The sequence below is a fragment of the Pedobacter hiemivivus genome, from assembly GCF_004331685.1.
Classification (GTDB): Bacteria; Bacteroidota; Bacteroidia; order Sphingobacteriales; family Sphingobacteriaceae; genus Pedobacter; species Pedobacter hiemivivus.
Window position 1 is genome coordinate 351,258 of sequence record NZ_SJSM01000004.1, and the last position, 13,624, is coordinate 364,881.

Annotated in this window: 14 protein-coding genes; 1 reads left to right on the top strand and 13 read right to left on the bottom strand. The window is 40.5% G+C overall.

Annotation, left to right across the window (positions count from 1 at the left end):
- Nucleotides 1–121: 121 nt before the first annotated feature.
- From EZ444_RS10045 to EZ444_RS10085, 8 genes are all read right to left on the bottom strand, one after another.
- Nucleotides 122–571 carry a hypothetical protein gene (locus EZ444_RS10045; protein ID WP_131608595.1) on the bottom strand — a complete coding sequence of 150 codons (450 nt, stop codon included), beginning with the start codon at nucleotides 569–571 and terminating at the stop codon, nucleotides 122–124.
- Nucleotides 568–1,140, bottom strand: a complete 573-nt coding sequence (locus EZ444_RS10050) for a dihydrofolate reductase family protein (RefSeq protein ID WP_131608596.1) — start codon at nucleotides 1,138–1,140, stop codon at nucleotides 568–570. The genes EZ444_RS10045 and EZ444_RS10050 overlap by 4 nt, the downstream gene beginning before the upstream one ends.
- A 155-nt stretch (nucleotides 1,141–1,295) precedes the next feature.
- Complete coding sequence (locus EZ444_RS10055; RefSeq protein WP_131608597.1) at nucleotides 1,296–1,724, bottom strand: secondary thiamine-phosphate synthase enzyme YjbQ; 429 nt, start codon at nucleotides 1,722–1,724, stop codon at nucleotides 1,296–1,298.
- A 3-nt stretch (nucleotides 1,725–1,727) separates the two neighbouring features.
- On the bottom strand, nucleotides 1,728–2,120 hold the full coding sequence (locus tag EZ444_RS10060; protein WP_131608598.1) for a ribosomal maturation YjgA family protein: 393 nt from the start codon (nucleotides 2,118–2,120) through the stop codon (nucleotides 1,728–1,730).
- Nucleotides 2,121–2,335: 215 nt separating this feature from the next.
- A complete protein-coding gene (locus EZ444_RS10070; protein WP_131608600.1) occupies nucleotides 2,336–2,524 on the bottom strand; it encodes a hypothetical protein in 189 nt (62 codons plus the stop codon).
- A gap of 405 nt (nucleotides 2,525–2,929) precedes the next feature.
- Nucleotides 2,930–3,706, bottom strand: a complete 777-nt coding sequence (locus EZ444_RS10075) for a hypothetical protein (protein ID WP_131608601.1) — start codon at nucleotides 3,704–3,706, stop codon at nucleotides 2,930–2,932.
- 297 nt (nucleotides 3,707–4,003) lie between these two features.
- On the bottom strand, nucleotides 4,004–4,336 hold the full coding sequence (locus EZ444_RS10080; RefSeq protein ID WP_131608602.1) for a nucleotide pyrophosphohydrolase: 333 nt from the start codon (nucleotides 4,334–4,336) through the stop codon (nucleotides 4,004–4,006).
- Nucleotides 4,337–4,346: 10 nt separating this feature from the next.
- Entirely contained in the window at nucleotides 4,347–5,357 is a 1,011-nt protein-coding gene (locus EZ444_RS10085; RefSeq protein WP_131608603.1) for a hypothetical protein, read from the bottom strand.
- 233 nt (nucleotides 5,358–5,590) lie between these two features.
- Between EZ444_RS10085 and EZ444_RS10090 the strand changes: the two genes are divergently transcribed.
- The gene (locus tag EZ444_RS10090) at nucleotides 5,591–6,478 is read left to right on the top strand and encodes a hypothetical protein (RefSeq protein WP_131608604.1); all 888 of its coding nucleotides are present in this window, start codon (nucleotides 5,591–5,593) and stop codon (nucleotides 6,476–6,478) included.
- A 15-nt stretch (nucleotides 6,479–6,493) separates the two neighbouring features.
- Here the strand turns inward: EZ444_RS10090 and EZ444_RS10095 are convergent, their stop codons facing one another.
- The 5 genes from EZ444_RS10095 to EZ444_RS10115 all read right to left on the bottom strand — a co-directional run bounded on the left by EZ444_RS10095 (nucleotide 6,494) and on the right by EZ444_RS10115 (nucleotide 13,337).
- On the bottom strand, nucleotides 6,494–9,679 hold the full coding sequence (locus EZ444_RS10095; protein WP_131608605.1) for an error-prone DNA polymerase: 3,186 nt from the start codon (nucleotides 9,677–9,679) through the stop codon (nucleotides 6,494–6,496).
- A gap of 6 nt (nucleotides 9,680–9,685) precedes the next feature.
- Nucleotides 9,686–11,194 (bottom strand): Y-family DNA polymerase, encoded by a 1,509-nt coding sequence (locus EZ444_RS10100; RefSeq protein ID WP_131608606.1) that lies wholly within the window; start codon nucleotides 11,192–11,194, stop codon nucleotides 9,686–9,688.
- A gap of 2 nt (nucleotides 11,195–11,196) precedes the next feature.
- Nucleotides 11,197–11,883 carry an ImuA family protein gene (locus tag EZ444_RS10105; RefSeq protein WP_225874690.1) on the bottom strand — a complete coding sequence of 229 codons (687 nt, stop codon included), beginning with the start codon at nucleotides 11,881–11,883 and terminating at the stop codon, nucleotides 11,197–11,199.
- Nucleotides 11,884–12,029: 146 nt separating this feature from the next.
- On the bottom strand, nucleotides 12,030–12,659 hold the full coding sequence (locus EZ444_RS10110) for a hypothetical protein (protein WP_131608608.1): 630 nt from the start codon (nucleotides 12,657–12,659) through the stop codon (nucleotides 12,030–12,032).
- Nucleotides 12,660–12,665: 6 nt separating this feature from the next.
- Complete coding sequence (locus EZ444_RS10115) at nucleotides 12,666–13,337, bottom strand: Crp/Fnr family transcriptional regulator (protein ID WP_131608609.1); 672 nt, start codon at nucleotides 13,335–13,337, stop codon at nucleotides 12,666–12,668.
- Between the last annotated feature and the right edge of the window lie 287 nt (nucleotides 13,338–13,624).

The following is a 13,624-nucleotide window of genomic DNA, read 5'->3' on the forward strand; positions in this document are numbered from 1 at the left end:
TGTACTGAAAAAAAACGTTAATGCTGAAATAATAGAGCGTAGTTTCATGTGCCTAAACTACACAATTGAAATTTAATATACAATTGAAGAGCATTAGGTTTGGAGGCGCATTCCTACTTTTTCAGCACCCCTCAAATTCTATCTGGAAAGCTTTAGTGAAAATAGCCATATTATCGATTACTGATTTCTGATCATTGATCCAGTCCAACTGGATCTCCAAGGGAACTTTAGCATTTTTTAGATTCAACACCAAATAGTTAAACGAACCACCCTCATCCTCTTCCTCTCGGATTGCGTAACTGAGTAATCTATTCCAGCTATAGAAATAGCGTTTATACTTAATACCATTAGGATTCAGCTCCAATACTACGGCATTACTAAATACATTCCAGGTGCAATAGGCAGACAAGAGTGTCCCTGCAGCAAGGAAAAACCAAGTCAAGGAAACACTTCCGTCATCTTTAAAGATAAAATAAAACATGCCTGCCAATGCCACAACAGCAGCAACAGTGTATGCCACTTTATGTTTTCTAAATTGTACAACGGTTAATTGCGTGGTGTTAGTAGTCATACTCTATCCACTGTGTAACTCAGTGCAGTCACCCCGCTAGTAAATTGTTGCGTAGATAATAGTTGTAGTTTTATTTTGTCTTTGATGTCTACAAACAATGGAATATCTTGTCCAAGAATAATTGGATTAACAAATAGCCAGTAGCCATCAATTAAGTTCAGTTGAATTAGAGAATGTGTTGCTGTTGGGCTACCAAAAACCAAGATGTCGCTACCCTCCTGTTGTTTGATTTCATTTATTGAGTCGGAAAGGTTGTCGCTAATAATCGTTGTGTTGGTCAAACCCGTCTCTTTTATTGTTTTTGACAAAACAACTTTATGAACGTCTTTATACCACTTTGAATGCTCAATGTCATGCTTGGATGCTGTCGTACTATCTGCTGCTGTAGGCCAGTAATTTTCCATCATCTGATAAGTTACTCTTCCATATAGTGCAGTGTCGCTTTCACTTATCCGCTTGGCGACATCATCAAAAATTTCTTCATCAACTTTAATCCAGTCCATTTCTCCGTTTGGCCCTGCCACAAAACCATCAAGCGATATGTGTATAAATGATATTATCTTTCTCATATAAATAATTTTAGATTTGATCTTTCTGATCTGGTTTGCGTAAAGGTCAAAAATAGAATACTGCGCCCAGCGCCACAAGGCGATCCACGGCAAAAAAAGGGGGTGTTTAAGCCAAAACCATATCAAATCTCAAAGCTATTTTTGATGATTATTAATCATATGTTCTCACCCCAGGCAGTTATCACTAATTTTCTTTCTCCGCCATAATTACGATGTTCACAAAGGTAAATCCCTTGCCACATACCTAATGCGAACTTTCCATTACTGATGGGCAGACTTACTGAACTTCCCAAAAGAGATGATTTTAAATGTGCAGGCATATCATCAGCTCCCTCATAATCGTGTTCATAATCGGGATCATTTTCTGGCACAGCTTTATTAAAGAACATTTCAAAATCCTTCCTAACTGTTGGATCTGCATTTTCATTTATCGTGAGAGAAGCCGAAGTATGTTGGATAAATACTTGGCAAATACCGACATTAAGCGTCTTAATTTCTGGTAACGCGCTAAATATTTCATCAGTAATCAAATGAAACCCCCTCTTTCTTGCTCTTATTGCGATAGTTGTTTGAAATATCTTCATACTTTAATTAGATAGAAATCTACTTGAGCATAGCGTAATAAAGTATACAATAGCTGTGCCGACGGTGTATGCAATCATATCACTCCAGAGAAAACCATGTCCAAGAACCAATGCACCTATGGTCGTATTTCGTATCTGAACAATCCATGAAGCATGATAGAGCTGGCTAATTTCAATAAAATAACAGACTGACAAACTAATTAATGCAACCTTCCAGTACCGCAATTGGATCAGAAGAAATTTTATCAAAAGAAACATCATTACCGCGTATAATATATCACCAACAATTAATGGTATTACAGTTACTTTTCTAGATAAAATACCGAGCGCTATTACAACAAGAACTAATAGCGCATAAATAATCCTCTTACTCTTCAAACTTGCTATATAAAACATATAATCACCAAATTACAAGCTTATCAAACTATTCCAGATGTGACATCTCCGTCTCTATCAAGTTAACTGAGATATGAAAAGCTTTAATCCTTCGAGATAGCAATGTATGTTGAGCCGAATTTTCTTTTAGTTTGAGTATCGCTTTTTCGCATTTATCAATAGTTGATTTGATAGCTTTCAAAGCTTCCTCTAATTCTTCTTTTAAATAATTCATGCTATTTATCTGCTGTTTTACTGCTTACCATAACCTTTGCCACTCTTCTCCCTCTATTCTCCAGAGGTACATCAATCAACTCAAAAATCAATTGAGTTTTCTCCAAATCACCAAGATAAGGTTCCTTGACCGGAGTTTGATCAATAGTCTCAGGTTGCCTTTTTTTCTTGAAAACATCAAATAATCCCATATAGAATGACTATGATTAGCGTTAATTAATTTAAAGAATACAAGGAAACCAAAATAGTGTTTTTTTGATAAATCTCAGTTTACATTTGTAGTTTAGATACCTAGTCTCCAAATTAATTGATATACTATAATTAACACGTACAACATGTATAAACTTACGCTCACTGAAAACAACTATGATTAAGGGGATAATAAACAGATTAAAAAATAGACCGACTCTATTTTTATTTTTAGTTCCAGTGGTTTTTATTTGGAGTATTCCGACACTATACCATTACATGGGATTAACAGGTGGAAGTAGCTTAGGTGGAATACTACCCCTGGGTACAATGTTTATTGCCGCAATTGCATAAATGATTAATTATTAGTACTCAACCTGATGTATAAATCAACTCCGAGAGACAGGCTAATTTTCCTTATTTACCCGATCAAAGGCCTTCTGTGTAACTCTCAGTTGAAAAGTGTATGGGAGATTAAAAGTCTTTTTCTCTTTGTCTAGTGATTCGTATACCCTGGAGTATTTATCTTCCAAGAAGTCTAATAGAGCTGTAATCTTTAGAATGGCCTGATCTATACTGATGCGAACTTCGGCTCCGTCTTTTTTAATGTATAAAAGCCAGAGATCATAAACACCAATATTATCTTTGAATTCTGGATTTTCCGGTCCCATACCTAGTTCAGTATGTTTTTTGTGGCGGTTGACTCCGGAAACTAGACAATTTAAACTTTCTCTTTCATTTTTTTCTTCCCGGTATCTCCAGATTAGATCACCGAATACTGAACCTCCGACATTAGAAAAGTGTCTTTCTATCCGCTCATCGAGATGTTGAAAAGAGTTTCTTACCAATCTGATCTGATTAAAGGCCTCCGCTAAACTATGGCTTAGATGCTTTGAAATTCCAGGAATATACGGCAATAACTGTTCTAATCGTCTGATGCTGTCAATGAGTTGCCAGGTTTCGCCAATGATCGATCCGTATTCGGTATATCTATAATTGTTTTCGGTGTTCCCAGTTTTTGAATTAAACAGGATCCTTTGCTCCAATCTTTCAGACGTTTCTCTAATCGCTATAAATATCACCCTTAATGCGTCTACAGCAATTGATTCCTTTGGATCTTGTAATGTACCTGCATTTACCAATAAGATGTTATTTGAATCGTCATATTTAAATAGTATGGACATATTTTATTATTTCTTACCAAGATCGTATTTATTTCCCTTTCTGCCTTCGTATTTAGCTGAGCTTAGTTTTGAAGGACTCGCTCTCTCAAGGGGAGAGAAATTCTTGCCGTCTTTCTTCATTTGGGAAAGATCCCCCCTTGTGGAAAGAGGCGGAATGAAACATAAAGTAAATCTAAGTTTCGAAGCCGAACATAAATATTTCTGGAAGCTAGTGACTTAGAATACCTGACGCAATCTAGATACATAAACTGACCCTATTCTATAACATACATTTCTGCTACAAGTTTACCACATCAGTTACTTCAGCTCATCGTATTTCCTGGCAGTCCCCCTCGCCTTCTCAACCGGGTATTTTTCCCCATTCCTTTTGATTTTGTCCAACACAATCTCATTAATATCAAGATTATATTTTTCTGCAAGTAAGATAGCGTAAGCCAATACATCGGCTAATTCTTCTTTGATTTTCTCCTGGTTGGCATCCTCTGGCTTTTTCCAAAGAAAAAGCTCATTTAGTTCAGCTGCTTCTATAGATAAAGCCAGAGCCAGATCTTTGGGGTTATGAAACTGCTCCCAGTCACGTTCGTTCCTGAATTTAATTAAGGCTTCTTGTAGTTCTTTCCAGTTGCTCATCAAGATAAAGTTATTGAAATTTATTCTCTTTTAGGTGCCATTCAAAGTATCCTTTTGTCTGATCATTATAATGGGTGCAGCTATTACCCCTTAATGATTCTTTTATTCTTTCGATGGTTGCTGTGGTATACTTCTGATTAATGCTTACGACCTTGCCCTCTTTAACACCAATGTATCCTTGTTCATACAGTTCGTCGCAGCCCAATTTACACATAGGCATAACGATATCAAGGTTTATCCGTTCTGCATGGTTTGATTTTGACCGTTTTTTGATATGCGCAACAACCAGCAAAGAAACCGGGTATTCTTTATTACAGATTCCGCATACTGCATATGTTCCTTTACTAAACAACCATTCTTTTAAAATCTTTTGTTCCTTGCGTGCTTTTGTGACTTGGTTTCGATCGGTGCCATCCAACTTGTTTAGCCTAGCCATTGCAGCATCTCTGTTGCCGGTAATTGTGTCATCAAAATAGGTTTCACTTTCCAGATCAGAAAAAACAGAGAATACGTACTCACTTTGAACGTCACTTAGAACCCGGAAGCCCTGGATATTGGTTTCTGGATCGTAAAACTCATTTTTCAGGAGATCGCCTTTTGGAATAGCTGTATTTAAACTGGCGTAGGATATATTTTGAGGCGTTACCTCGTCTATAAAATAAAGGTATTCCCATGTAATATCAGCTTCTTTATAGCCCCATAAAAATATAGCCAGTTTGGCATTGCGGAATTTTGAAGTAACAGTAGCAGATGCATACACCTCCTTATCCCTGGCAAACAATGCAATATCCCCTTTCGTAATTCTGTTCCAATCGTTCACCTTCGTAGATCTACCTTCGGCGTCTCTGTCTATTCCCCAGATCTTAAATTCCCCCGATGGGTATATACCTCTTAATTCTGCTTCCTGCTCTGGATTGATATATTTGACTATACTGTCTATCCTTATAGAATTAACAACAGTATTTTCATAATTTATTCTAGAAGCTTTATTGGATGCTGGCTGTAAAATTACTCTATTCATTTAGCGTCAAATTGTTATTGGAATACCGCACAAATAATTTGGTATTTTCCAATATTTTGAGTTAAATGTATAAAAAATTAAGTTTATGATCAGAATTTTGAACCTAAAACAACTGAGAAGTACTGTCTGCATAATTAACTATCTTTCCGGAGCCAATCTTCAACTCGTGTGTAAATGGATATCTAAAATCAACTGTTATATTCGCCTATAATTACAATTTGAATTAACTATCTATGACGCGATTATTATTATTTCCCCAAACTATCTACCTATCACTTATTGGAATGTTTTTATTTACGACCAGCTGCAAACAGACTGAAGAAAGTAAAATCAAAGAAATCGCAAACCAGTATATGCAGGGGCGTATTAAACTTAAAAGTGGTGACACTCTACAACTAAAGTCGGTCACTGAGCCTTTGTTGTTTAGGTTTATTAAATTAACCCAAGAGTATCTCAAAATAGTCGATGCCCCTATTATAAGTGAGGACATAAGCAGAATCAGTGCTGGTGAAGTTAAGATTGACGGTGAGAAAGCCACCTGTCGGATGATCGGCCATGACTATTATTTGATTCATTTGATTAAGACAGGCGATAGTTGGAAAGTAAATGGTGAAAATAATGAATACATGACGGTAGAAAAAATTGCTGCACTGCGTAAGAAGATAGCTGATCAAATCAAGTTTAAACAAAATAAACCTGCAATATATTCGGTCATAAAGGTTGTTAATTTGTTTTTTGAAGGTGTTAGAGAATATGTCAAAGACGGTAACATCAGCGAACTTGAAATCATCACCACTCCAGATACCCGGAACATGATCCAAAAATTTTACAACTATGCCAAACAAAGATCAGGTGAAGATATCCTTTCAAAAGAAATTGAAAAGTTTAATTTGGTATTAGGCGATGTCACTTTTGAAAGTGATCAAGCGGAATTCAAATTCTCAAACGAGTCTAGAACCATAAATCTAACCAAGCAAAACAACCATTATAAGATCTCTGGCTTAGAAGGATTAAAATCTAGTGAGATCAGCCAACGAATGATGGCGGATAATTATTTGAATTTGCTCAGGGCATTGAAACTGGTGCGAGGACCTGAGTATCGATTACCTGAAATTAAATAACGATAAACTTATTTATTATCTAAAATTCCTTCCTCCATGAAAGGTCTCTTTAGGCGCACTCTTTTCATCTCCACCGGACAAAGTCAATACCTGCAGATCGTCCTGTTCTCGTTGTACAAGTTTTCCTAGCATTTTAGTCAGGTCCACACATTTACTCACAATGACATGCACGACTAATCCCTCTCGCTGTAAACGGCCTTCAACCATAAGGAGTCTGGAATGCAAGATTTCCTTGCGATAGGTCTCAAACAGTTTCTCAAAAACCACCAGATTCGAATAACCAGTTTCATCTTCGATCGTAATAAAACACACGCCCCCGGCAGTACCGGGCCGCTGGCGTACCAATACCAATCCAGCTACTTTGACCAGTTGCCCATTGGTTGAATCATTATTGATCGTATGTGTAGACAAAATGCGCAGCATTTCCAATTGCGGCCGTACAAAGCTCACCGGATGCGCTTTCAACGACAAGCCAACAGTCGCATAATCCTGCACAACATGCTCAGCTTGTGTCATTAAAGGCAATTCGACCTGTGCTTCAAGTATACTTTCTGAAGGTTGTCCTTTGAAAATCTCCACCGGCATATCCTGCAAAGCAGAAACCTCCCACAATGCTTTCCTGCGGTCAAGACCAATGGAGCGAAATGCGTCTGCATCCGCTAGCCGTTCTAATGTTCCAATGCTAATGCCTGCATCACGCAAGGATGTAATCGTTTTATAACCTTCAGCCCTGTGATCTACCAGAACATCCATTTCCTCTTGCCGAAGCCCTTTGATCTCACGAAAACCTAATCGAACTGCATAATACCTTCCCGATTTTTCTTCCAACAGATTATCCCAGGTTGAAAAATTAATATCCGCCGGACGAACTTCAACACCATGCTTTTGCGCATCGATGACGATCTGTGCCGGCTGGTAAAACCCCATTGGCATGCTGTTCAGTAAGCCCGCCGCAAAGACATCCGGATAATAATGTTTCAGCCAGCAGGACACGTAAACCAGCAAAGCAAAACTGGCAGCGTGGCTTTCTGGAAAACCATAACTACCAAAACCTTCCAATTGCTTAAAAATTCGTTTGGCAAACTCCTCGGTATAGCCCTTCTCCATCATCCCATCAATGAGCTTCTTTTCATATTGATTCACCAACCCTTTGGACTTAAAGGTCGCCATACTGCGGCGCAACCCATCAGCTTCAGCAGGCGTAAACCCGGCTGCGACAATCGCAATCTTCATGGCCTGCTCCTGAAATAATGGTACGCCTAAAGTCCTGCCCAAAATCTCTTCTAATTCGGGAGAGGGATAAACAATGGGTTCTTCACCATTTCGCCGCCTCAAATAAGGATGAACCATATCACCCTGAATCGGTCCAGGTCTGACAATGGCCACTTCAATAACCAGGTCATAAAATTCCCTGGGTTTTAAACGCGGCAACATGGACATCTGTGCACGGCTTTCAATCTGAAAAACGCCCAGTGTATCGGCCAGGCAGATCATATCATAAACCGCAGGGTCATCTTGGGGTACATTGGCAAGTGTGAGGTTCAGTCCATAATGCTGTTTACATAAATCGAAGCCCTTACGAATGCAGGTGAGCATCCCCAAGGCCAGCACATCAACTTTCAAAAACCCCAATGCATCAATATCATCTTTATTCCATTCAATATTGGTCCGGTCTTCCATTCTGGCATTCAGTATCGGGCATAAATCAGTCAGCTTACCATTGGTCACCACAAATCCCCCTGTATGCTGACCGAGTTGGCGGGGAAAGCCCATCATCTGCGCGGTGAGTTCCAAGGTCTGTTTCAAATGCGGATCCCGAGGATTCAAACCTAGTTCAGTAATACGCTTACCTTCAAACCATTCATCGGTAAACTCCCAGATCGAATTGGAAAGCCGGTTAATGGTATCTACCGATAAACCCATTGCTTTACCTACATCACGAATCGCGCCTTTCTGATGCAGCTGGGTAACCGTAGCCACAATAGCAGCACGGTCACGCCCATATTTATTGTATATGTACTGGATGATCTCTTCGCGTCTTTCATGCTCAAAGTCCACATCAATATCTGGTGGCTCATTTCTATCTGAAGAAATAAAGCGCTCAAACAGCAACTCAAATTTCATGGGATTTACGGAAGTAATGCCCAGGCAAAAACAAACAGCAGAGTTTGCTGCAGATCCACGCCCCTGGCATAATATCCCACGGCTACGTGCTTCTCTGACGATGTCCTCTACGAAAAGGAAATAATTCGCATAATCCATTTTTTTTACGAACTCCATTTCATAAGCGATCATCTTAACGACTTTTTCCGGGACAGTCTCCCCATAAAAATCATGTGCCCCTTTCCAGCAAAGGAATTCCAGCTCTTCCTGTGGCGTTCGCTCAGTCTGGTTAATTTCTGCCGGATAGACATACCTGAGCTCGTCTAAGGAAAAACCACAGGCTTCCGAAATCTCCAGTGTGTTGTGTAATGCCTGGGGGTATTTGCGGAACAGACGGTGCATCTCTCCTACTGGTTTCATATAGCGTTCTGCATTCATATGTAGGCGGAATCCAGCTTCCTGAATGGTACACTTCTCCCTGACACAGGTGAGTACATCCTGCAATTCCCTACGGGAAGGATCATGGTAATGAACGTCGCCGGTAGCGACCATTGGAATGCCAAAGCGATCTGAGAGTTCCTGAATTCGAAACATCAGTTTTTCATCATAACCAGAATACGACATACTTGCAGACAGATACAACTGTCCAGTTAAGGCCTCGCGATACTGTGCGAGCGCATTCACAAAATCATCCTCAAATTTGAACCTACGATCCAGCTGATTAGGCGTCACTATGGTAAACAACATCCCCTTGCCGTGTTCATAAACATCTGCCCGGGAGATATGGCATTCCCCTTTTTCAGCACGCAGATTGCCTTTAGTTAATAAGGCAGACAGTCGGCAGTAAGCTTCCTTATCGGTAGGATAGGCTAATAAACTTGGGCCATCTAGCAGATCTAACCTACAAGCCGGGATAAAACCAAGCCCTTTTTCCTTCGACGCGGCATGTGCGCGGACAATACCTGCTAAGGTATTTCGATCAGTAACCGCTATTTTCTGATACCCCAAAATCGCAGCCTGCCCCACCAGCTCATGTGCATGTGAAGCGCCCCGAAGGAAACTAAAATTTGACGTAATCTGTAACTCACTATATTCCATAACCCATTACGCAAAAAATCCATGAATAAACCATTGAAAAGACTGATTGGCACCATAATGTCCCGACCGATACAGCCAGTAACGGCGACCACTGGCATCCTCTACCCGATAATAATCTCTGTGTTCACCAGCATCCAGCCACCATTCCCTTTCGATACGCTCAGGGCCGTCGGCTTTGACCACCTGATGTTGCTCACCTTTATAAATGAAAAATTTTGGCGGATGATCCGGAGTCAAAGCCATCACCTGTATAACTTCCGGACGGGGTAATAGCTCAGTAGGTCTAGGCTTATCCATATTCCAATTCATTAACCTCAGTTCTGTTAATGAACGCGCCTTGCCTGCTGACCGCTCCGGCCAATAATGCGCTTCCGGTATATAACGACGCACTGCAGCTGCACCAAGCTTTCCGCTTACCCGGTCGATCAACTGTAAAATACTCTTATTATTTAGTCCCGCCTTGCTATTCCATAGGATTTCCTGCGGAACTTCTAAGGAATCTACCTTTAATGCTTCGAGCTCAAAAAGTTCAATTCCCAATGCGGGTTTAATCTGGTCGATTTTCAATTCAAAGAGCTTGAATAAATGTCCGACACTATGAGAAGCCCCGCTGGTACCTATAGCAATCTGTACGATTTTGCCGTCAATCCGATAAGCAGTCAATAGCCCGGAACGTAGGCCTACTCCTTCGGTCTGCAGACGTTTACACAATACTTCCAGCAGCCTGGTAATCGCAATCTCAATTCCGGTCTTGGTTTTGATCGGCTCCAGGGAAGCCAGTCGCTCGCGGAAAGGAACTGGCTGCCGTAAGGGTTGCAACACTTCCTCTTCCGTTCCCAGCGCCTGCGCCAGTCGCAGTAAAAACGCTTCACCAAAACGTCTGCGCAAGACTGATCTGGGCATCCCAATAAAACTCCGAATCTGGTAAAAGCCCAGCTTTCTAAGTTTAGAAAGCGTTGTTTCTTCCAGTCGTAAAGCCTCTGGTGGTAAAAGCTGTAACGTTTCGACATGCCCATCTGAAGCAACCAGCGGAGTAACCTTTCCAAAGCGCGATACCGCCCAGGCTGCACCAGGAGTATCGGCAATCGCCAGGCGAACCGTATATCCCTTGCTTTTTAACCTGGAAACAATTTCTTTTAAATATTCGCGCTCGCCACCCCAAAGGTGCGCACAACCACTCACCTCCAGCATCAAGCCATCCATACTGAATTCATCAATAGCGACAATCGGTGCATAACGAATACAATACTCACCCAATCCTTTAAGCAGTTTCCCTGCACGCCCGACTTTATCATCCAATACTTCCAGGCCTGGGCAAATCGCTTTGGCATCTGCTGCTGACATTCCCGGTGTTATATCATGTTCAGCGGCAAGCTGGCTGACCGATGTGACCATCATCCGACCATGATCAGGGGCAGCAAAAACAAAGGGTACTTCCTTTAATTCCGGTCGCCGTATCAGCTGCCAGTCCGCCAATAAATGACGAAACCATATGGAAATATACCTCCGCTGCATGATTAACCAAATTTCCTTTGTACCATTTGAACAAACACTTTTTGCTCAGGAACCTGCAAGAACCTATCCGCCTCCCATTCCAGCGTCCAGCAGCCTGGATTGCCGCTTCGGACTTTCAGCAACTCTACCCGCCAGCGAGGAAAACCAACCCCAGGCATCCCTGGTTCAGCAGAACTGGGCAATGGAGAAATCTTCCAGCGTGCAGTCGACACACCGGCAACCAATCTTTTGGGATCCTTGCGTATAATCATCGCAGGAATGCCCTGTTCTTCTGCAGCTAGCTGGAGTCGCCGGGATTCCACTAAACTCAAACTATCTACTTCGGCCACTACCGCTGCCAGACCTTCACAACGCAATGCTTCTTCCATTACCCAGAGCACCTCCCGTTCATTCCGTACATCCACGAAAATGATACGGTCAGCCTCGACATTAAAGGCAGCTAGCGAGGCTGGAAAAAGTCTACGTGCCGTACTGATCCATACACAACCCGTTCCATCAGCCATCAATACAGACAATAATCCAGCAATAAAACCATCCGTGGCGGCCGTTTGATCAGGCGTTGCACAAATAAATTCATGAATAGCCTTCCTGGGAAATACCCCAGCTGGAAAGGCCGCTTCAATTTCACCAAGTCCAACACACTGCGCAGCTTCCCCTTCAGCAGGCTTAAAACCTTGCCACAGCAGCAAATCTTGCCGCAGCTTGTTTAGAATTTCTAGTTTAGCTTCCATGACTCCCTATTTACGATCACTAACAAAATTAGCTCAATAACAATATCCAAACAAAGATAATACTAAAATTATTAGTAATCTTTAAAATATATAAAAGATGTCATTTATTTGTATCTGGAGTAAGGAATCCCCCTAAATCCCTCAAGATCCTTCTTTAATTCTACAATTAAGTTTACGAGTAATTCCACATTGTTATCATCGCAATTCATTAGTCTGAAATTATCCGCATCAGGTAGATTTAACTGAGATTTCAATACACGTGGTATTTTGTAACTCTGAGCAGTTAAAGCACAAGCGTATAAAGATAAGGTACCTATAATATTCCATAAAGTGCGATCATAGTATGGTATTAACTTCTTATAACTTTTAGATTGCTTATAAACCAAACGGTATGGTTTAAATCTTTGTGATTGCGAAATAATGAATTCGTCCGACAAGTCTTCCTCTTCAGGTATCCCAAACCTTAAGGCCATTTCTTGCTTATAATCAATAAGCCTTCCCATTGCGACAAGACAATTTTGAACACGAGGATCCTCAATTTCCATAAAAAAATCATCATCATATATAATTTGTTCCCATGGATTTTTGAAGTCTTTGGCATACAATTTCAGAGACTTCTTAAATGTAAAATGATACACAAATTCATAAATGTCTGAATGCATATAGGTCACTAAAACCCACAACCCTCTAATGCAGAGGTGCAAATTAAAATTATCATTTCTCGATACTTTCATAATTATCTAGTTTTCTTTTATGGAATATTTATACTTCTCTTCTTTTATCTCTTTTCTAAGTCTACTTAAGGATGACTCCGTTATAATCAAATACGAGCATATTATCTTTTGAACTAAAGTGATCTTTCTACCAGATCCTTCTATTCCAGGATAAGCTACATAGAACTGCTTCACCCGTTCTTTGCCTTTACGCCTCAAAAGCCCATCCCGCTGGTGAATTTTTTTCCATTGCTGAGCAAGGATTAACGTACCCAATCTTTCCGTCTCAGGAAATAACTCGTAGATGATTTTGGTGACAGCAGCGTTAATTTCCAACAAATGAGTATCCGGACAAGCCATTAAATAACATTCGGAAACTTGTCCCCCTGTATAGCTGTCAGGCAACATGGCTATTTCTCCGGCCTCAAAAATGGCAAAAGTTACAGGTTCGTTTAGTTGATCATAATAATAAGCAACTACCAGGCCTTCGGTAATAAACCAGCACTTATCACTAACAGCACCGCCCCGTAACAAAATGTTTCTGCCAGAACTATAATAGCCTACTAGTTTATCTTTTAAACTAGGAAAAAATGAATCCAGATCTCCAGAGACCATAGAAAAGTACTTCGTAATTTGATCATAACAGGCTGGACTGATTTGCTCCTTGCGGACAAGTGAGCTTTTCTTGAATTGCTTCATGAGGTATCGCGTTAGTTTACATTTAGGTGATTTAGACAAAAATATCAAAATCAATCAATCCAAATAGTTAACAATCGTTAACGAAAACAGACTTTCTATTACCTAACTAGAATGTTACAACTAAGGATTTTACACCAAAAGTTTCCTTTAAGTTAATCGTATATTGACGATCTGCAACCCCTATTTACCCGGACATTACCCGGACATTACTCGGACATTACCCGGACACTACTTGGCTGGATCCGGGTAGTGTCCGGTTAACAACCGAGTAATATCCCTTAATATAT

Bases quoted from the DNA above. Each gene is read 5' to 3' on its own strand.
- EZ444_RS10075 (WP_131608601.1), bottom strand. From the start codon at position 3,706: ATGTCCATACTATTTAAATATGACGATTCAAATAACATCTTATTGGTA.
- EZ444_RS10095 (WP_131608605.1), bottom strand. From the start codon at position 9,679: ATGGAATATAGTGAGTTACAGATTACGTCAAATTTTAGTTTCCTTCGG.
- EZ444_RS10085 (WP_131608603.1), bottom strand. From the start codon at position 5,357: ATGAATAGAGTAATTTTACAGCCAGCATCCAATAAAGCTTCTAGAATA.
- EZ444_RS10045 (WP_131608595.1), bottom strand. From the start codon at position 571: ATGACTACTAACACCACGCAATTAACCGTTGTACAATTTAGAAAACAT.
- EZ444_RS10080 (WP_131608602.1), bottom strand. From the start codon at position 4,336: ATGAGCAACTGGAAAGAACTACAAGAAGCCTTAATTAAATTCAGGAAC.
- EZ444_RS10050 (WP_131608596.1), bottom strand. From the start codon at position 1,140: ATGAGAAAGATAATATCATTTATACACATATCGCTTGATGGTTTTGTG.
- EZ444_RS10055 (WP_131608597.1), bottom strand. From the start codon at position 1,724: ATGAAGATATTTCAAACAACTATCGCAATAAGAGCAAGAAAGAGGGGG.
- EZ444_RS10115 (WP_131608609.1), bottom strand. From the start codon at position 13,337: ATGAAGCAATTCAAGAAAAGCTCACTTGTCCGCAAGGAGCAAATCAGT.
- EZ444_RS10060 (WP_131608598.1), bottom strand. From the start codon at position 2,120: ATGTTTTATATAGCAAGTTTGAAGAGTAAGAGGATTATTTATGCGCTA.
- EZ444_RS10110 (WP_131608608.1), bottom strand. From the start codon at position 12,659: ATGAAAGTATCGAGAAATGATAATTTTAATTTGCACCTCTGCATTAGA.
- EZ444_RS10090 (WP_131608604.1), top strand. From the start codon at position 5,591: ATGACGCGATTATTATTATTTCCCCAAACTATCTACCTATCACTTATT.
- EZ444_RS10070 (WP_131608600.1), bottom strand. From the start codon at position 2,524: ATGGGATTATTTGATGTTTTCAAGAAAAAAAGGCAACCTGAGACTATT.
- EZ444_RS10100 (WP_131608606.1), bottom strand. From the start codon at position 11,194: ATGCAGCGGAGGTATATTTCCATATGGTTTCGTCATTTATTGGCGGAC.